This is a genomic window from Azospirillum sp., assembly GCF_035627195.1.
Classification (GTDB): Bacteria; Pseudomonadota; Alphaproteobacteria; order Azospirillales; family Azospirillaceae; genus Azospirillum.
This window is the reverse complement of record NZ_DASPMG010000134.1, coordinates 17,110-33,377: the sequence shown is the minus strand read 5'-3', so window position 1 is coordinate 33,377 and position 16,268 is coordinate 17,110. Positions and strand designations below refer to the sequence as shown.

The following is a 16,268-nucleotide window of genomic DNA, read 5'->3' as shown; positions in this document are numbered from 1 at the left end:
CCGCGCAGCACCTTGTCGCCCTCGTCGTGGCCGTAGCGGTCGTTGACCTTCTTGAAGTCGTCCAGGTCGAAGAAGATCAGCGACAGCGGCTGGTCGGAGCGCTGGGCGTGCGCGAACTGCAGGCGCAGCAGCTCCTCGCCGATGCGGCGGCCGAAGGCGCCGGTGAGGCCGTCGTGCGAGGCCTGGTCGACCAGCGCCATCATGAAGTGCAGCTGGCTCATGGCCGCCAGCGTCGCCACCACCATGATCAGCACCAGAAGCCACAGCGCGCCGATGTAGGACGGGAACGGGAACACCAGCGAGCCGTAGACGCCCGCCGTCAGGTGCGCCACCAGCATGGGCAGGGCGAAGCCGATGCCCTCCAGCGCCGTCAGCGGGAAGACGCTGAGCCCCGCCACCATGACGAAGGGCAGGAAGGCGTAGCCCGCCCCCACCGCGGCGGCGACGCCGACGATCTCCTGCTGGTTCAGCATGGGGTGGGACAGCAGGAAGAACACGGTGGGCACCGCCAGCAGCAGCGCCAGCCCGCGCCACGCCGAATGGATGTCGTCGGTGATGCGGTAGCGCAGCGCCAGCGCGCCGAAGGCGGCGCTGGCGACGATGCGCAGCGCGGCCAGCCAGCCCGACAGGGGCCATGCGAAGATGAAGGCGTCGATGACGATCCACAGCGGCGTCAGCACGGCGAAGGCCGCCGCCACCATGCGCACGCGCGAATGGATCAGCACCGCGCGCCGCCGCTGGATGATGGGGGTGTGATCGAGGGGGACGATCAGGTCCCGCATCTGGCCCAGGGAGAGATCACCGCTCACGGCTTGGAACGCCCTCTCCACGAACCGTCTCAGGATGTCAAGGGCCCGTAGATACACGCGTTTCTCCCCACCGGCAACGGCCATTCCTGTGACCCCGGCCCACCGCCGGAGGTTCCCGTGCGGCGCGAATTTCGTCAAGGAAACTCGGTGCGGCGCAGGGACGCGTGCCCGCTATGAAAAAGGGCGAGAAGGCCGTCGCCCTCTCGCCCATTTACGGCGGAATTGCGGGTCGGGCTGACCGCCCCTACTCCTTCAGGTCCTCCCACAGCTCCTTGACCTTGGCGAAGAAGCCTTCGCTCTGGGGGTTGGAGCCTTCCTTGCCGGCCTTTTCGAACTCGCGCAGCAGTTCCTGCTGCTTCTTGGTCAGGTTGACCGGCGTCTCGATCACCGCCTGGATGTACATGTCGCCGCGGTGCGGGCTGCGCAGCACCGACATGCCCTTGCCCTTCAGGCGGAACTGGTGGCCGGACTGGGTGCCGGGGGGGACCGTGATCTTGGCGCGCGTGCCGTCGATGGCCGGCACGTCGACCGAGCCGCCCAGCGCCGCCGTCACCATCGGGATCGGCACCCGGCAGTGGATGTTGGCGCCGTCGCGCTGGAACAGCGGGTGCGGGGCCAGCGCCAGGAAGATGTACAGGTCGCCCGGCGGCGCGCCGCGCAACCCCGCCTCGCCCTCGCCGGCCAGACGGATGCGGGTGCCGTCCTCGACGCCGGCGGGGATGTTGACCTGCAGGGTCTTCTCCTTGCGCAGGCGGCCGGCACCGCCGCAGCTCTTGCAGGCGTCCTTGATGATGCGGCCCTGGCCGTGGCAGCCGGGGCAGGTGCGTTCGATGGTGAAGAAGCCCTGCTGGGCGCGCACCTTGCCGTGGCCCTGGCAGGTCGGGCAGGTCACCGGCTGGGTGCCGGCCGCCGCACCGGAGCCGTTGCAGCTGTCGCACGCCACGGAGGTGGGGACGCGCACGGTGGCCTGCGTGCCCTTGAAGGCCTCCTCCAGCGAGATCTCCAGGTTGTAGCGCAGGTCCTGGCCGCGGCCCGAGGCGGCACCGCCGCCGCCGCGCCGGCCGCCCATGAACTCGCCGAACATCTCGTCGAAGATATCGGCGAAGCCGCCGCCGCCGAAGTCGAAGCCGCCGAAGCCGCCGCCGCCGGCCCCGCCGCGGCCGCCGTTCTCGAACGCCTGATGGCCGAAGCGGTCGTAGGCGGCGCGCTTCTGCTCGTCCTTCAGGACGTCGTAGGCTTCGTTGATTTCCTTGAACTTGTGCTCGGCCTCGGCGTTCCCCGGGTTGCGGTCCGGGTGGTGCTGCATGGCCAGCTTGCGGTAGGCCTTCTTGATCTCGTCCGGGCTGGCGGTCTTCGACACGCCGAGCAGCTCGTAATAATCCTGTTTCGCCATCGGCCCCAGCGCCTCGCCTCTTCAACCCCATACCGCATCCGGCCCGCAGCGGGTGCGGCGGGCCGGAGGGTATAACACGGGTTCAGGTCACGCGTGCATGACCTTAAGCCGACTTCTTCTTGTCGTCGTCGACCTCTTCGAAGTCGGCGTCGACCACGCCCGGCTCGTTCGGGGCGGCACCCGCACCGGCGGCCCCGGCGGCCGCGGCACCCGCGGCGTCGCCCTGGCCGGCCTTGTACATGGCCTCGCCCAGCTTCATGGACGCCTGGGCCAGCGCGTCGGTCTTGGCCTTGATGGCGGCCAGATCGTCGCCGTCCAGCACGGACTTCAGGTCGGCGATGGCACGCTCCGCCGCGTCCTTGTCGGCCGCGGGCAGCTTGTCTCCGTTCTCCTTGATCGTGCGCTCGGTGGTGTGGACCAGGGCGTCCGCGTGGTTGCGGGCGTCCACCAGCTCGCGCCGCTTCTTGTCCTCGGCGGCGTGGGCCTCGGCGTCCTTCACCATCTTCTGGATGTCGGCGTCCGACAGGCCGCCCGAGGCCTGGATGCGGATCTGCTGTTCCTTGTTGGTGGCCTTGTCCTTGGCGCCGACGTTGACGATGCCGTTGGCGTCGATGTCGAAGGTCACCTCCACCTGCGGCACGCCGCGCGGGGCCGGCGGGATGCCGACCAGGTCGAACTGGCCCAGCAGCTTGTTGTCCGCCGCCATCTCGCGCTCGCCCTGGAAGACGCGGATGGTCACGGCCGTCTGGTTGTCCTCGGCGGTCGAGAAGACCTGCGACTTCTTGGTCGGGATCGTGGTGTTGCGGTCGATCAGGCGGGTGAACACGCCGCCCAGCGTCTCGATGCCCAGCGACAGCGGGGTGACGTCGAGCAGCAGGACGTCCTTCACCTCGCCCTTCAGCACGCCGCCCTGGATGGCGGCGCCGATGGCGACCACCTCGTCCGGGTTCACGCCGCGGTGCGGCTCACGGCCGAAGAACTGCTTCACCGCCTCGATGACCTTGGGCATGCGGGTCATGCCGCCGACCAGGATCACCTCGTCGATCTCGTTGGCCTTCAGGCCGGCGTCCTTGAGCGCCGCCTTGCACGGCTCGATGGTGCGCTGGACAAGGTCGTCGACCAGGGCTTCCAGCTTGGCGCGGGTCAGCTTGACGTTCAGGTGCTTCGGGCCGGACGCGTCGGCGGTGATGAACGGCAGGTTCACCTCGGTCTGCGTCGTCGACGACAGCTCGATCTTCGCCTTCTCCGCCGCCTCCTTCAGGCGCTGGAGGGCCAGACGGTCCTTGCGCAGGTCGATGCCCTGCTCCTTTTTGAACTCGTCGGCGAGGTAGTCGATGATGCGGGCGTCGAAGTCCTCACCGCCCAGGAAGGTGTCGCCGTTGGTCGACTTCACCTCGAACACGCCGTCGCCGATCTCCAGCACCGACACGTCGAAGGTGCCGCCGCCCAGGTCGTAGACCGCGATGGTGCCGGCGCCCTTCTTCTCCATGCCGTAGGCCAGCGCGGCGGCCGTCGGCTCGTTGATGATGCGCAGCACTTCCAGGCCGGCGATCTTGCCGGCGTCCTTGGTGGCCTGGCGCTGGGCGTCGTTGAAGTAGGCCGGCACGGTGATGACCGCCTGGGTGACCTTTTCGCCCAGGTAGTTCTCCGCCGTCTCCTTCATCTTGCCCAGGATGAAGGCGCTGATCTGGCTGGGGCTGTACTTCTTGTCGTACGCCTCCACCCAGGCGTCGCCGTTGTCGCCGGCGATGATCTTGTAGGGCACCAGGCCCTGGTCCTTCTTGGTCAGCGGATCGTCGTAGCGGCGGCCGATCAGACGCTTGATGGCGAAGAAGGTGTTTTCCGGGTTCGTCACCGCCTGACGCTTGGCGGGCTGGCCCACCAGGCGCTCACCGTTCTGCGCGAAAGCGACCATGGAGGGCGTGGTCCGCGCGCCCTCGGCGTTCTCGATCACCTTGGCGGTGGTCCCTTCCATCACGGCGACGCACGAGTTGGTGGTGCCGAGGTCGATGCCAATCACTTTGCTCATGTCTAACCTCTGTTGTCCGGCAGATCCCTGGCGGCCCTGCTACCGGCACCGCCCGGATCCCCACTGGTCGGTGGAACGGTTTCGGTGAAATGCGACTGTCCGCGCAGATATAGGCAGGTGTCTTACCGCGTGCAACGCCCCCCGCGCATCGTGCTTGCGCGAATCCTCGCCGAAGGGGGTATGCCCCCGTGGGGGACGGGGATTTCACCTCGCCGAAGAAGAGAATACGTACGCACTCTAAGAGACGGATTGTATATATCCGGGTATGTGCCCCCGCGCGCCGTTCACCACCGATGCGCGATAATAGCTGAAACGAAAAACCAAGCGCAGCCCTCATCGTTAACGTTCAGTTAACAGTACTCGGTGTGTTTTCTGCGTCGCCTGCGACCTTTCGTGGCATTGTTATCTTGGTTGTCCCAAGAATCTAATAGTGAAAGATACCCCTTCCTATGGTATATGCTTCGCTCGACGGCGCCGGTCTTGGTTCGCTTGGGGGGCGGCCGTTGGGGAACGAGCGAACTGGAAACCGTTTCGTAAGGTGAGCACGATGATCGAAGATCGGCGCGACGTGGCTCTCGCGATCAAATCCTGCCTCGACAGCCTGAAGGATGACGCGGCGAAGAGCGACCTCGACGACTTGGCCCGCTTCATCGGGCTGGCGGCGCTGGCCGCGGAAGAGGCGGCGCTGGCCCTCGATCCCCAGGCCGCCCAGCTCAAGGCCCTGATGGCCGGCAGCGCCGGGCATTGCTGAGGTGCCGCCGACGTTGGGTTTTCGCTGCGCTCAACCCAACCTACGGATCAGCGGTAGGTTGGGTTGAGGCCGAGAGGCCGAAAACCCCAACGTCGTCAAAGAAGCTCCGTCAAAGAAGCTCCGCCGCCCGGATGGCGGCGTCGAGCGCCGCCAGCGTCGAGACGTGCGGTTCCTGCCCGTCCAGGTTCGCCGGCAGCGTATAGCTGAACATCGCGACACCCACGCGCCCGCCGTCCACGCGGCCGAGCAGCCACAGGTAATGGCTCTCCACCCGGCCGTCCTCCTCGGTCACCATCGCCGCCTGGGCCAGCCGCACGCCGTCGGCGCGGTCCTCCACCGTGCGGTCGCTGGCGCGTGCGTCATCGGGACGCACGAAGCGCAACGCCATCTCCTGCAGCACCGCCTCGGCGCTCTGGCCGGCGGCGGGGGTGCGCTCGTCCACCAGCACGTTCAGCGTGCCGCCGCCGGAATCGCCGCCGGAATCACCGACGGCATCCGCCGGGCGGAAGGTGAGGACGTCCATGCCCTCGCGCTCCTCCACCGCCGGCGCCCAGTGCCCGGGCACCCGGAAGCGCACCGCGTCGCCCCATTCCACCGTCCGCCAGCCGTCCGCCATGATGTCCTCCCTCATCGTCGGCGCAGACCATAGGGCGTCCGTGCCGGCCGTCCACCCTTGATCGCAAGGGGACTCCGTCCCATGGTCCGGCGATGATCGTCTCGGCCAGCTACCGCACCGACATCCCGGCTTTCTACGGCCGCTGGTTCCTCAACCGGCTGGCGGCCGGCTACGCGCGGGTGGCCAACCCCTACGGCGGGCCGCCGGGGCGGGTGGAGCTGACGCCGGGCGCCGTCGACGGCTTCGTCTTCTGGACGCGCAACCTCGGCCCGTTCTTCGATGCGCTGGACGTGGTGGACGGGCAGGGCGTTCCCTTCGTGGCGCAGATGACCGTCACCGGCTACCCGCGCGCGCTGGAGCGCTCGACCATCGGCTGGGAGGAGGCGGTGGCGCAGCTGCGCCGCGTGCGCGACCGCTGGGGGCCGCGGGCGGCGGTGTGGCGCTACGACCCGGTCGTGCTGACGACGCTGACCCCGCCGGACTGGCACCGCGAAACCTTCGCGCGGCTGGCCGGTGCGTTGCGCGGGCTGACCGACGAGGTGACCGTCTCGGTCATGCAGCCCTACCGCAAGACCGCCCGCAACCTGGACGCGGCGGCGCGCGCCGCCGGCTTCGCGTGGCGCACGCCCGAGGAGGGGGAGGCGAAGGCGCTGCTGTCCGACCTCGCCGGGATCGCGGCGGAGCACGGCATGGCGCTGACGCTGTGCACGCAGCCGGCGCTGCTGGACACGCCCGGCGTGGCGCCGGCACGCTGCGTGGACGCGGCACGGCTGTCCGACGTGGCGGGCGCGCCGCTGAAGGCCCGCACCAAGGGCAACCGCCCCGGCTGCCTGTGCGCCGAGAGCCGGGACATCGGCGCCTACGACACCTGCCCGCACGGCTGCGTCTACTGCTACGCCGTGTCCAGCCGCGCCACGGCGCGCACCCGCTTCCAGGCGCACGACCCGGAGGGAGAGTTCCTGTTCGGGCCGAAGGGGTGAGGTTGGGTTTTCGCTGCGCTCAATCCACGATGAACAGCGTGCAGCCGGTCTCGGTGGAGGAGCGGTGCGGCTCGGCGCCGTCGGCGACCTGGTAGCTGACGCCGGGGGTGAGCGTGAAGGTGCGGCCGTCGGCCAGTTCGGTCACCATCGCGCCGGTCAGGCACAGCAGGATGTGGCCCTTGCTGCACCAGTGGTCGGCGAGGTAGCCGGGCGAGTACTCCACCATCCGCACGCGGATGTCGCCGAACTGGCGCGTGCGCCACAGGGCGTGGCCGCGCTCGCCCGGGTGCGTGGTGGCGGGCACCGCGCTCCAGTCGGTCAGGCCGAAGGGCAGGTCGGCGATCTTCACGGGCAGACCTTCTTGACCGTCTCGACCAGCTTTTCCGGGTTGAAGGGCTTGACCAGCCAGCCGGTGGCGCCGGCTTCGCGGCCGGCGGTCTTCTTGGCCGGGTCGGCCTCGGTGGTCAGCAGCAGGACCGGGGTGGCGCGGTTGGTGGCGCTGGCGCGGATCGCGCGGGTCAGCGCCAGACCGTCCATGCCCGGCATGTTGAGGTCGGTGATGATGCAGTCGAACTTCTGCCTGTTGACCAGCGCCAGACCGGCGGCACCGTCCGGCGCCTCCTGCACGGCGTAGCCGGCCTTGGTCAGGGTGAAGCTGACCATGTCGCGGATGGTCTTGGAATCGTCGACGGTCAGGACGCTTTTCGGCACGGTCTGGCTCTCCGTTCGGCCGGTCGCTATCGCACGTGCGGCATTCGGTATCGGCGAAAGCCCTGTCCGTCAAGGGGGCAAGCCCGGCCGCGCCACGGCGGCCGGGCTGGTCAGCAATGCGTTTGCATTACGCCTTGGTGTCGACCTGCTGGCCGTTGTCGTCCGGCCCGCGCTTGGCGACGCCGACCATGGCCTCGCGCAGCAGGCGGCCGTGGATGGTGTAGCCGTTCTGCAGGACCTGCACGACGGTGCCGGCCGGCTTGCCGGTGTTCTCGATCTCGAACATCACCTGATGGAAGTTCGGGTCGAACGGCTCGCCCACCGGCTCCAGCTTCTTGATGCCGGCCCGCTCGAAGGCGGAGAGGAGCTGGCGCTCGGTCGCCTCGACGCCGATGGCGAGGCTCTTCAGCATCTCGTCCTTCTCGCGGCCCTCCGCCGGCACGGCCTCCAGCGCGCGGCGCAGGTTGTCGGCCACCGCCAGCAGGTCCTTGGCGAAGCCGGACACGGCGTACTTGGTGGCGTCCTCGCGGTCGCGCTGGGCGCGGCGGCGGGTGTTCTCCGCCTCCGCCATGGCGCGCAGGACCTGATCCTTCAGGTTGGCGACCTCGGCTTCCAGCTTGGCCACGCGCTCGTCGGACGGGGTGGTGTCCGGCTCGGCGGATTCGGCGCCGCTGTCGGCGATGACCTGGCCCTCGGCGTCGGCGGGCTTGTTGTTGTTGATGGGATCGCTCATCGTCTCTCTCTGTTCGGCTTGCTTGTCGAAGCGAGGGGTTGTGATGGGGTGGTTCAACCGACGAGGCGGCTGATGACCTTGGCGGTGTAGTCCACCAGGGGAATGATGCGGGCGTAGTTGATGCGTGTCGGGCCGATGACCCCGATGGCGCCGATGACCTGTTCGCGCCCGTTGCGGAACGGCGAGACGATCAGCGAACAGCCGGAGTGGTTGAACAGCACGTTCTCCGCCCCGATGAACACCTGCACGCCGTCACCCTTGCCGGTGGCGTCCAACAGGCGCAGCATCGCCTCCTTGGTCTCCAGCGCCTCGAACAAGGCCCGCACGCGTTCCAGGTCGGACAGGGCGGTGACGTCCTCCAGCAGCTTGGCCTGGCCGCGCACGATGAACTGGCCGTCCTGCGGGCTGCCGCCCCAGGTGGCGAGGCCGGCGGCGACGACGCGGCGCGACACCTCGTCCAGCTCGGTCTTCTGCTCCTGGATCTCGTGCAGCACCTGCTGACGCGCCTCGTCCAGCGTGCGGCCGACCAGCTTGGCGCTGAGGAAGTTGGAGGCCATCTGCAAGGTGGAGCTGGGCAGGCCCAGCGGCACCTCGACCACGCGGTTCTCGACCAGCCCGTCCTCGTTCACCAGCACCACCAGCGCGCGGCCGGGGGCCAGCGGGACGAACTCGATGTGGCGCAGCGGCCGGTCGCTCTTCGGCGCCATGACGAGACCGGCGCAGTGCGACAGGCCGGACAGCATCAAGGTCGCCTCGGTCAGCACGTCGGGCAGCGTGCGGCCCGAGGCGTTGCACTTGGCCTCAATGGCCTCGCGCTCCTCCTCCGTCACGGCGCCGATCTCCAGCAGGCCGTTGACGAACAGGCGCAAGCCCGCCTCGGTCGGGATGCGGCCGGCGGAGGTGTGCGGGGCGTAGAGCAGCCCCTGCTCCTCCAGGTCGGCCATGACGTTGCGGATCGTCGCGGGCGACAGGGTCATGCCGAGCCGCCGGGAGATCGTGCGCGAGCCCACCGGCTCGCCCGACGACACATAGGCGTCGACGATCATCCGGAAGATTTCGCGCGATCGTTGGTTCAGCTCGCTGATCATCGGAGTCTACAGGCACCGGGTTCCAGTCATGCGGCGGCACGATACGACTTTCTTGCAACCGCGGCTTGGAATTTAGGCAGGTCGGGGTTCTGAATCAACGTGGCCCTCTGGACGCGCGGGGTTCCAGCCGCTAGCCTGCCGCCCCGTTTCACGATCCTATGGACATTCCGATGCGCCCCTCCGGCCGCTCTCCCGACGCGCTGCGCACCGTCACGCTCGAACCCGGTTTCGCCAAGTACGCTGAGGGCTCCTGCCTCGTGCGCTTCGGCGACACGCACGTGCTGTGCACCGCCAGCGTGGACGACAGCGTGCCGCGCTTCCTGAAGGGCACGGGCCTCGGCTGGGTGACGGCGGAATACGGCATGCTGCCGCGCTCCACCCATTCGCGCACCGACCGCGAGGCGGCAAAGGGCAAGCAGTCCGGCCGCACGCAGGAGATCCAGCGCCTGATCGGCCGGGCGCTGCGCGCCGTCACCGACCGCGCCGCCATGCCGGAGATCCAGGTGAAGGTGGACTGCGACGTGCTGCAGGCCGACGGCGGCACCCGCACGGCGGCCATCACCGGCAGCTACGTGGCGCTGCACCTCGCATTCCAGCACCTGATGCGCATCGGTGCCCTGAAGCGCATGCCGCTGACCGACGCGGTGGCGGCGGTGTCCTGCGGCATCTTCCAGGGCACGCCGGTGCTCGACCTCGACTACGCCGAGGATTCCAACGCCCAGGCCGACGCCAATTTCGTGCTGACCGGCACCGGCGGCATCGTCGAGATCCAGGGCACCGCCGAGGAGAAGCCCTTCGCCGAGGAGCAGTTCATGGAGCTGCTGCGCTTGGCGCGCAAGGGCATCGCCGAGCTGACCGCGCTCCAGAAGGCGGCGCTGGGGCTGTAAGGCGCGCGGAAACCCCGTAGGTTGGGTTGAAACCCAACGTGTTCGCGGCACCGGCGATGTTGGGTTTTCGCTGGCGCTCAACCCAACCTACGACACTGTTGGAAGGCGTTTGGCCATGTTGAACGACACCCCCCGCCGCTTCGCCGGCGACACGCTGGTGATCGCCAGCCACAACCCCGGCAAGGTGCGCGAGATCGCCGAGCTGCTGGAGCCGTATGTCGAGACCTTCACCTCCTCCGGCACGCTGGGCCTGCCGGAGCCGGAGGAGACCGGCGACAGCTTCGTCGCCAACGCCGAGCTGAAGGCGCTGGCCGCCGCCGGGGCCGGCTACGTGGCGCTGGCCGACGACAGCGGGCTGGTGGTGCCGGCGCTGGGCGGCGATCCGGGCATCTACTCGGCGCGCTGGGCCGGGCCGGGCAAGGACTTCCGCGTGGCGATGGAACGCGTGGAGGAGGGTTTGACGGGCAAGGCCGACCGCTCCGCCTATTTCGTCTGCGCGCTCTCATTGGCGTGGCCGGACGGGCACGTGGAGACGGTGGAGGGCCGCTGCCATGGCACGCTGGTGTGGCCGCCGCGTGGGGAAAAGGGGTTCGGCTACGACCCCATCTTCAAGCCGGACGGGTTCGACATTACCTTCGGTGAGATGGACCCGGCCAAGAAGCACGAGATGAGCCACCGGGCCGACGCCTTCCGCCAGCTCGTGGAGCGATGCTTCAAGTGACACCTCATCCCGGTTTCGGGATCCCCGGCTTTGCTGTCTATGTGCATTGGCCCTTCTGCAAGTCGAAGTGCCCGTACTGCGATTTCAACAGCCACGTGCGCGAGCGCATCGACCAGGAGCGCTGGCGCGCGGCGCTGCTGCGCGAACTCGATCATTACGCGGACGCAACGGCCGGGCGGACGGTGACCTCCATCTTCTTCGGCGGCGGCACGCCGTCGCTGATGGAACCCGCCACCGCCGCCGCCCTGGTCGAGCGCGTGGCCGAACGCTGGAGCGTCGCGCCCGGCCTGGAGATCACGCTGGAGGCCAACCCGACCTCCGTCGAGGCCGAACGGTTCCAGGCGTTCCGGAGCGCCGGGGTGAACCGCGTGTCGCTCGGCATCCAGGCGCTGAACGACACCGACCTGCGCTTCCTGGGGCGCCAGCACGACGCCGCCGAGGCGATGGGCGCCGTCGAACTGGCGGCGAAGACCTTCGACCGCTTCTCCTTCGACCTGATCTACGCCCGCCCCGGCCAGACCGTGGCGGCGTGGGAGGCGGAGCTGAAGCGCGCGCTCGACTACGCCGTCGGGCACCTGTCGGTCTACCAGCTGACCATCGAGGAGGGGACGGCCTTCTTCCCCCTGCACGCCCGCGGTGAGCTGGTGCTGCCCGACGAAGACCTTGCCGGCGACCTGTACGAGGCGACCCAAACGCTGCTAAACGCCGCCGGGCTGCCGGCCTACGAGATCTCCAACCACGCCCGCCCGGGCGAGGAGAGCCGGCACAACCTGACCTACTGGCGCTACGGCGACTACGTCGGCATCGGCCCCGGCGCGCACGGCCGGCTGACGCTGGAGGGGGAGAAGTTCGCCACCCGCGCCCACCGCGCGCCGGAGATCTGGCTGGACCGCGTGGCCCGCAACGGCCACGGCGCCCACGCGCCGGAACCGGTGGACACCGACGCCCGCGCGTCGGAGCTGCTGATGATGGGCCTGCGCCTGCGCGACGGCGTCGCCCTGGACCGTCTGGCGGCGGAAAGTGGCCGGGACCTCGACGCGCTGGTCGATCCAAACGCCCTTAAACGCCTCACCGACGGCGGCTTCCTGGAACGGACCCCCACCCACCTGCGCGCCACCGAGGCAGGCCGCCAGCGCCTCAACGCCGTGCTGGGGATGCTGCTGGGGTAAGGGTGCGTTTATCGTGCGATTGCCGATGGCACGTCGGTGTGGATGAAATCATTGCCCTTGAAGAGCAGTGGTTCCCCGGTTGCCTTGGCGAGCGCGTAGGCGAAGCAGTCGCCGAAGTTCAGCTTGGCCGGGTGGCCGCTGCCCCGTCCGAAATCCCGATAGGCGTCGCGCGCGATCCGCACGTGCGCCTCCGTGACGGGTTCGACCACGAGTGCGGCTTCGCGGACGAAGTCGTCGAAACGCCGGCTGGCAATGGGACCGCGGCTGCCGTCGATCACCACGGCGGCTTCAAGAAGATTGGCCGCCGAGATCCGACGGGTTGGCGCATCCTCGATGGCACCGGCGTAGGTGTCCGCGTCGGACTCCTGGCGCAGGATGGCGATGACGGCCGAGGTGTCGATGATCATCGCGGCAGCCCGTCCTCGTCATAGAGCAGGTCGCCGTGGTCCGCGCTGGCGTACGGCTCCTTGAGGCGTGGCGCGCAGTCCTGCCCGATGGCCATGAGGCGCGCCGCCAAGCCGCCGCCCTTCTCGCGCCGCACCCGCTCCAGGCGTTCGCGCACGGCTTCGGTGACGGCGGCGGTGAGGCTTTCGCCCGTGAGGGAGGCAAGCTCCTGCACCAGCCGGTGAGTCTCGTCGTTCTTGATGTTCAGACCCATGGACCGCTCTCCACCGTCTACCGGGACCGTGGCGCCGTTCTACCATGTGGGGCGGCGTTGCCCAACGGCAACGGTGGAAAACCGTTGCCATGTGGGCCGGCTCACAGCGGGAATAGGGCACACGGGCGCACTGTTGATCCGTCATGTCCCCGGCTCTCGGCCGCCCCTCGATGGAGAAACCGTATGTCCCGCATTCCCTCAATGCCCTTGTCGGCGCTGGAAATCGGCGTCCTGATGCGCGACCGCGCCGAGCGGGAGCGTGCGCTGCTGGCGCCGCCGGCCACGCTGGCGCTGCACGACCACACCCACACGCTGCGGGAGACCGCCATCCTCACGGAAGTGGACAGCGGTTACCGGTACGATGACTAGCCGCCGCGCCGCGGCGCTCCTCGCCGGGGCGGCGGTGCTGCTGATGGCCGCGCACGCGCTGGCCGAACGGGTCGTCGCCGACCGCAACACCGGCTGCCGGATCTGGGACCAGTACCCGGACTCGCGCAAGCTGATCCGCTGGTCGGGCCCCTGCCGCGACGGCTTCGCGCACGGCGACGGCACTCTGGAATGGGCATACGGCGAGCGTTACGACGGGCAGGTCTCCGGCCGCTTCGTCGAAGGCCGCCTGGATGGCCGGGCGCATGTGGAATGGGCCGACGGCCGGTCGATGGACGCCACCTTCCGGCGCGGCCGCGCGTCGGGCGAAGGGACCTTCGTGTGGCCGGACGGGCGGCGCTACACCGGCACCTGGCAGGACGACCACCGCAGCGGATTCGGCACGCTGGTGTTCCCCGAGGGGCACCGCTACGTCGGCTGGTTCGAGCGCAACCGCCCGACCGGACAGGGCGAATACGTGTCGCCGGCCGGCACGCGCTACGCCGCGCGCGTCGATGGCGACGGCGACGTCGCACCGGGGCCGCTGCTCGGCGGGCCGCAGGCAGCACCTCTGCCCCAGCCGGCATCCCAGCCCGCCCCCCAATCCGCGGAAGCGCCGCCCCGGCGCGCGCAGCCGGCGCCCGTTTCGGAGCCGCCGCTGAGGCTGCCGCCCGCCAGCCTGGACGAATGGCTGCGCGAGCCGGCGCCGGGCACCCGGCGCCGGTAACAATGCCTTACTGCCCCAGCACCTCGAAGGTGCGGGCGGCGGGGTCGAGGACGCGGGACCCGGTGGGGGTGACCTCCAGGACCGACAGCGCCCGCTCGCTCAGGCCGTTCGGGCGCAGGCGGAACAGGCCGTCCACGCCCTCGAAGCCGCTGGGGTTGCTCAGCGCCGCCGGGGTGTAGGGCGTCGGCCCGCCCATGCGCGCCAGGATGGCGGCCAGCGCCGTGGCGTCGTAGGCCAGCGTGGCGACGCGCGGCGGCTTCTTGCCGTACAGCCGCTCGTACCGCTGCTCGACGGACGCGCGCTGCTCGGGCTCGGGTGCGGCGAACCAGCCGCCGGCCAGCGCCGGCTCCTGCCCCAGGCCGGGCTCGTCCCACAGCGCGGTGCCCAGCAGGCGGACGCGCTGCGTGTCCACGCCGTTGGCGGCCAGCGCCGCGGCCAGCGCCTTCACGCGCTGCCCGCCCTCGGCCAGCACGACGGCCTGCGGCTGCACGGCGGCCTGCGTCACCAGCCGGGCGGCGGCGTTGAAGTCGGCGATGTTGGCGTCGTAACGCTCGACCTGCGCCACCTGCCCGCCGACGCGGCCGGCGGCGTTCTGCAACGCGTTGACGACGGCGTCGCCATAGGCGTTGCGCGGCGCCAGCGCCACGAAGCGGGTGATGCCGCGCGACCGCGCGAAGCCGACGACGCGCGCCACCTGGTCGCCCGGCAGCAGGCCCAGCACATAGGTGCCGGCACCCGCCTGTGTCTGGTCGTTGGTGAAGGCCAGCACGTCGACGCCCGCGTTCTGCGCGATCGGCCGCACGGCGGCGACGTCGGGCGCGAACACCGGGCCCAGGATCAGCCGCGCCCCTTCGGAAATCGCCTGCCGTGCGGCGTCGGCGGCACCCTGGGGCGTGCCCTTGGTGTCGCGCGGCATCAGCTCGAACCCGTCGCCGGCCAGATCGAACAGCGCCATCTGGGCGGCGTCCAGCATCGACTGGCCCAGGGCCGCGTTGGTGCCGCTCAGCGGCAGCAGCAGCGCCACCTTGGTGGCCTGCATAGCCGGTATGGACGACACAGGTGGAGGTTGCGGCGCTTGTGCCGGGGGCGGCGGGGCCGCTACATTCCTGGCGCAGGCGGTGACGAGCAGCGCCGCTGCCATCCACAGGGTGCGGGCCATCCGCGGTCCCCGCCCGCGCGCGAAAGGTGTCGCCAGTCGTGCCACCGAAGGTCTCCAGTCCAGGTCAGGCGCCCGATGCCGGGCGAAGCCACGCTGAAGGTAGCGACAGCGGGCGCCCAAGTAAACCGATGCAGGACAAACTTGCGCCCGGCCTCTACGTCGTCGCCACCCCCATCGGGAACGCCGCGGACATCACGCTGCGCGCCCTCGACACGTTGAAGCGCGCCGACGCGGTCGCCTGCGAGGACACGCGGGTGACCGGCAAGCTGATGATGATCCACGGCGTCTCCACGCCGCTCGTCTCCTATCATGAACACAACGCGGCACGGATGCGTCCGGTCCTCATCGACCGCATGCGCGGGGGCGAGGCGGTTGCCCTGGTGTCGGACGCCGGCACGCCGCTGGTCTCCGACCCCGGCTACAAGCTGGTGCGGGAATGCGTGGCGGCGGGCGTGGGCGTCACGGCGCTGCCCGGCCCGTCGGCGCCGCTGACGGCGCTGGTGCTGTCCGGCCTGCCGACCGACCGCTTCCTGTTCGCCGGCTTCCTGCCCAACAAGCAGGCGGCGCGCCGCACCGCCATCGGCGAGCTTCGGGGGGTTCCGGCCACGCTGGTCTTCTTCGAGTCGGCCCAGCGCCTGCCCGACACGCTGGCCGACCTGGCCGACCTGCTGGGCGGGCGAGAGGCGGCGGTGGCCCGCGAACTGACCAAGCTGTACGAGGAGGTGCGGCGCGGTCCCCTGCCGAATCTCGCGGCGCACTACGCGCAGGCCGGCCCGCCGAAGGGGGAGGTCGTGCTGGTCGTCGGCCCGCCGGGGGCGGAAGCCGAGGCGGGGGAGGCGGACGTGGACGCGGCACTCACCGAGGCGCTGGGCCGGCTCAGCGTGCGCGACGCGGCGGCGGAGGTGGCGGCGCGGACCGGGCGGCCGAGGCGCGCGGTCTACGCCCGGGCGCTGGAACTGGCGAGGGAAGGCACGCATGGCGGTACAAGGGGCTGAGGCGCACCGCCGCCGCACCGACGGCTACGGCCGTTTCGCGGAGGCGCTGTGCCGGCTGGAACTGCGGCTGAAGGGCTATCGCATCGTGGCGCAGCGGCTGCGCACGCCGCTGGGCGAGATCGACATCGTCGCCAAACGCGGCAAAACGCTGGCCGTGGTGGAGGTGAAGGCGCGCGGCGACTGGCTGACCGCCAGCGAATCGGTGACCGCCCGCCAGCGCGGCCGTCTGGCCCGCGCCGCCCACGTCTTCCTGGCCGCCAACCCGCAGTACGCGGGCTTGAGCTTGCGCTTCGACGTGATGCTCGTTACCCCTTGGGCGTTCCCGCGCCATTTGAAGGACGCTTGGCGTTTGTGACGGAGTTTCCGATGCCGGTTCAAGCAGCGATGTGGAACAGGGTTGGGGGACACGGATGAACACGGATGCCGGCTGCGCCGGACACGGATGAACACGGATGAAGATCGATTTTCTGTCTCTT

At 69.9% G+C, this 16,268-nt stretch carries 20 protein-coding genes; 9 read left to right on the top strand and 11 right to left on the bottom strand.

All coding sequences use genetic code 11. The features are described from left to right. From VED21_RS12820 to dnaK, 3 genes are all read right to left on the bottom strand, one after another. Window positions 1-809 (bottom strand): GGDEF domain-containing protein (locus tag VED21_RS12820; RefSeq protein WP_324882756.1); only part of this gene is annotated, 809 nt, incomplete at its 3' end. A 244-nt stretch (window positions 810-1,053) separates the two neighbouring features. Further along, entirely contained in the window at window positions 1,054-2,202 is a 1,149-nt protein-coding gene (gene dnaJ, locus VED21_RS12815; protein ID WP_324882755.1) for a molecular chaperone DnaJ, read from the bottom strand. Between the two features lie 103 nt (window positions 2,203-2,305). Beyond that, window positions 2,306-4,231 carry a molecular chaperone DnaK gene (dnaK, locus tag VED21_RS12810; RefSeq protein WP_324882754.1) on the bottom strand — a complete coding sequence of 642 codons (1,926 nt, stop codon included), beginning with the start codon at window positions 4,229-4,231 and terminating at the stop codon, window positions 2,306-2,308. A 547-nt stretch (window positions 4,232-4,778) separates the two neighbouring features. Between dnaK and VED21_RS12805 the strand changes: the two genes are divergently transcribed. Beyond that, complete coding sequence (locus VED21_RS12805) at window positions 4,779-4,982, top strand: hypothetical protein (protein ID WP_324882753.1); 204 nt, start codon at window positions 4,779-4,781, stop codon at window positions 4,980-4,982. 109 nt (window positions 4,983-5,091) lie between these two features. Here VED21_RS12805 and VED21_RS12800 read toward each other — a convergent pair whose 3' ends face one another. Further along, window positions 5,092-5,598: a hypothetical protein gene (locus tag VED21_RS12800; RefSeq protein ID WP_324882752.1), complete on the bottom strand. Its 507-nt coding sequence runs from the start codon at window positions 5,596-5,598 to the stop codon at window positions 5,092-5,094. Window positions 5,599-5,690: 92 nt separating this feature from the next. Here VED21_RS12800 and VED21_RS12795 point away from each other — a divergent pair, with 92 nt between their 5' ends. Further along, window positions 5,691-6,578: a DUF1848 domain-containing protein gene (locus tag VED21_RS12795; protein WP_324882751.1), complete on the top strand. Its 888-nt coding sequence runs from the start codon at window positions 5,691-5,693 to the stop codon at window positions 6,576-6,578. 19 nt (window positions 6,579-6,597) lie between these two features. Here VED21_RS12795 and VED21_RS12790 read toward each other — a convergent pair whose 3' ends face one another. The 4 genes from VED21_RS12790 to hrcA all read right to left on the bottom strand — a co-directional run bounded on the left by VED21_RS12790 (window position 6,598) and on the right by hrcA (window position 9,110). Next, window positions 6,598-6,927, bottom strand: a complete 330-nt coding sequence (locus VED21_RS12790) for a DHCW motif cupin fold protein (protein ID WP_324882750.1) — start codon at window positions 6,925-6,927, stop codon at window positions 6,598-6,600. Next, window positions 6,924-7,289 (bottom strand): response regulator, encoded by a 366-nt coding sequence (locus tag VED21_RS12785; protein ID WP_324882749.1) that lies wholly within the window; start codon window positions 7,287-7,289, stop codon window positions 6,924-6,926. Before VED21_RS12785 ends, VED21_RS12790 begins: the two co-directional genes overlap by 4 nt. A 127-nt stretch (window positions 7,290-7,416) precedes the next feature. Continuing rightward, window positions 7,417-8,022 (bottom strand): nucleotide exchange factor GrpE, encoded by a 606-nt coding sequence (grpE, locus tag VED21_RS12780; protein ID WP_324882748.1) that lies wholly within the window; start codon window positions 8,020-8,022, stop codon window positions 7,417-7,419. Window positions 8,023-8,075: 53 nt separating this feature from the next. After that, the gene (gene hrcA / locus VED21_RS12775) at window positions 8,076-9,110 is read right to left on the bottom strand and encodes a heat-inducible transcriptional repressor HrcA (RefSeq protein WP_324882747.1); all 1,035 of its coding nucleotides are present in this window, start codon (window positions 9,108-9,110) and stop codon (window positions 8,076-8,078) included. Between the two features lie 170 nt (window positions 9,111-9,280). Between hrcA and rph the strand changes: the two genes are divergently transcribed. The 3 genes from rph (at window position 9,281) to hemW (ending at window position 11,887) form a co-directional block, all read left to right on the top strand. Further along, a complete protein-coding gene (gene rph / locus VED21_RS12770; protein WP_324882746.1) occupies window positions 9,281-9,997 on the top strand; it encodes a ribonuclease PH in 717 nt (238 codons plus the stop codon). Window positions 9,998-10,112: 115 nt separating this feature from the next. Then, on the top strand, window positions 10,113-10,718 hold the full coding sequence (rdgB, locus tag VED21_RS12765; protein WP_324882745.1) for an RdgB/HAM1 family non-canonical purine NTP pyrophosphatase: 606 nt from the start codon (window positions 10,113-10,115) through the stop codon (window positions 10,716-10,718). After that, entirely contained in the window at window positions 10,706-11,887 is a 1,182-nt protein-coding gene (gene hemW, locus VED21_RS12760; RefSeq protein WP_324882744.1) for a radical SAM family heme chaperone HemW, read from the top strand. The genes rdgB and hemW overlap by 13 nt, the downstream gene beginning before the upstream one ends. 8 nt (window positions 11,888-11,895) lie before the next feature. Here the strand turns inward: hemW and VED21_RS12755 are convergent, their stop codons facing one another. Together VED21_RS12755 and VED21_RS12750 are read right to left on the bottom strand one after the other, a co-directional pair. Next, on the bottom strand, window positions 11,896-12,294 hold the full coding sequence (locus VED21_RS12755; protein ID WP_324882743.1) for a type II toxin-antitoxin system VapC family toxin: 399 nt from the start codon (window positions 12,292-12,294) through the stop codon (window positions 11,896-11,898). Next, on the bottom strand, window positions 12,291-12,545 hold the full coding sequence (locus VED21_RS12750; RefSeq protein ID WP_324882742.1) for a type II toxin-antitoxin system VapB family antitoxin: 255 nt from the start codon (window positions 12,543-12,545) through the stop codon (window positions 12,291-12,293). The genes VED21_RS12755 and VED21_RS12750 overlap by 4 nt, the downstream gene beginning before the upstream one ends. Window positions 12,546-12,728: 183 nt before the next feature. Here VED21_RS12750 and VED21_RS12745 point away from each other — a divergent pair, with 183 nt between their 5' ends. Further along, on the top strand, window positions 12,729-12,914 hold the full coding sequence (locus VED21_RS12745) for a hypothetical protein (RefSeq protein WP_324882741.1): 186 nt from the start codon (window positions 12,729-12,731) through the stop codon (window positions 12,912-12,914). After that, window positions 12,907-13,638 carry a hypothetical protein gene (locus tag VED21_RS12740; protein ID WP_324882740.1) on the top strand — a complete coding sequence of 244 codons (732 nt, stop codon included), beginning with the start codon at window positions 12,907-12,909 and terminating at the stop codon, window positions 13,636-13,638. The genes VED21_RS12745 and VED21_RS12740 overlap by 8 nt, the downstream gene beginning before the upstream one ends. 7 nt (window positions 13,639-13,645) lie before the next feature. On the opposite strand, the gene VED21_RS12735 is transcribed toward VED21_RS12740, so the two are convergent. Then, window positions 13,646-14,677 carry a penicillin-binding protein activator gene (locus VED21_RS12735; RefSeq protein WP_324882739.1) on the bottom strand — a complete coding sequence of 344 codons (1,032 nt, stop codon included), beginning with the start codon at window positions 14,675-14,677 and terminating at the stop codon, window positions 13,646-13,648. Between the two features lie 248 nt (window positions 14,678-14,925). On the opposite strand from VED21_RS12735, the gene rsmI reads away from it, so the two are divergent. Both rsmI and VED21_RS12725 read left to right on the top strand, forming a co-directional pair. Beyond that, window positions 14,926-15,792 (top strand): 16S rRNA (cytidine(1402)-2'-O)-methyltransferase, encoded by an 867-nt coding sequence (gene rsmI / locus VED21_RS12730; protein WP_324882738.1) that lies wholly within the window; start codon window positions 14,926-14,928, stop codon window positions 15,790-15,792. After that, window positions 15,773-16,147, top strand: coding sequence for a YraN family protein (locus tag VED21_RS12725; protein ID WP_324882737.1), 375 nt, complete (start codon window positions 15,773-15,775; stop codon window positions 16,145-16,147). The genes rsmI and VED21_RS12725 overlap by 20 nt, the downstream gene beginning before the upstream one ends. The last annotated feature ends 121 nt before the right edge of the window (window positions 16,148-16,268 follow it).

Bases quoted from the DNA above. Each gene is read 5' to 3' on its own strand.
- VED21_RS12795 (WP_324882751.1), top strand. From the start codon at position 5,691: ATGATCGTCTCGGCCAGCTACCGCACCGACATCCCGGCTTTCTACGGC.
- rdgB (WP_324882745.1), top strand. From the start codon at position 10,113: ATGTTGAACGACACCCCCCGCCGCTTCGCCGGCGACACGCTGGTGATC.
- VED21_RS12735 (WP_324882739.1), bottom strand. From the start codon at position 14,677: ATGCAGGCCACCAAGGTGGCGCTGCTGCTGCCGCTGAGCGGCACCAAC.
- rsmI (WP_324882738.1), top strand. From the start codon at position 14,926: ATGCAGGACAAACTTGCGCCCGGCCTCTACGTCGTCGCCACCCCCATC.
- VED21_RS12725 (WP_324882737.1), top strand. From the start codon at position 15,773: ATGGCGGTACAAGGGGCTGAGGCGCACCGCCGCCGCACCGACGGCTAC.
- dnaK (WP_324882754.1), bottom strand. From the start codon at position 4,231: ATGAGCAAAGTGATTGGCATCGACCTCGGCACCACCAACTCGTGCGTC.
- hrcA (WP_324882747.1), bottom strand. From the start codon at position 9,110: ATGATCAGCGAGCTGAACCAACGATCGCGCGAAATCTTCCGGATGATC.
- VED21_RS12755 (WP_324882743.1), bottom strand. From the start codon at position 12,294: ATGATCATCGACACCTCGGCCGTCATCGCCATCCTGCGCCAGGAGTCC.
- hemW (WP_324882744.1), top strand. From the start codon at position 10,706: ATGCTTCAAGTGACACCTCATCCCGGTTTCGGGATCCCCGGCTTTGCT.
- VED21_RS12740 (WP_324882740.1), top strand. From the start codon at position 12,907: ATGACTAGCCGCCGCGCCGCGGCGCTCCTCGCCGGGGCGGCGGTGCTG.
- VED21_RS12805 (WP_324882753.1), top strand. From the start codon at position 4,779: ATGATCGAAGATCGGCGCGACGTGGCTCTCGCGATCAAATCCTGCCTC.
- dnaJ (WP_324882755.1), bottom strand. From the start codon at position 2,202: ATGGCGAAACAGGATTATTACGAGCTGCTCGGCGTGTCGAAGACCGCC.
- VED21_RS12800 (WP_324882752.1), bottom strand. From the start codon at position 5,598: ATGGCGGACGGCTGGCGGACGGTGGAATGGGGCGACGCGGTGCGCTTC.
- VED21_RS12745 (WP_324882741.1), top strand. From the start codon at position 12,729: ATGTCCCGCATTCCCTCAATGCCCTTGTCGGCGCTGGAAATCGGCGTC.
- grpE (WP_324882748.1), bottom strand. From the start codon at position 8,022: ATGAGCGATCCCATCAACAACAACAAGCCCGCCGACGCCGAGGGCCAG.
- VED21_RS12750 (WP_324882742.1), bottom strand. From the start codon at position 12,545: ATGGGTCTGAACATCAAGAACGACGAGACTCACCGGCTGGTGCAGGAG.
- rph (WP_324882746.1), top strand. From the start codon at position 9,281: ATGCGCCCCTCCGGCCGCTCTCCCGACGCGCTGCGCACCGTCACGCTC.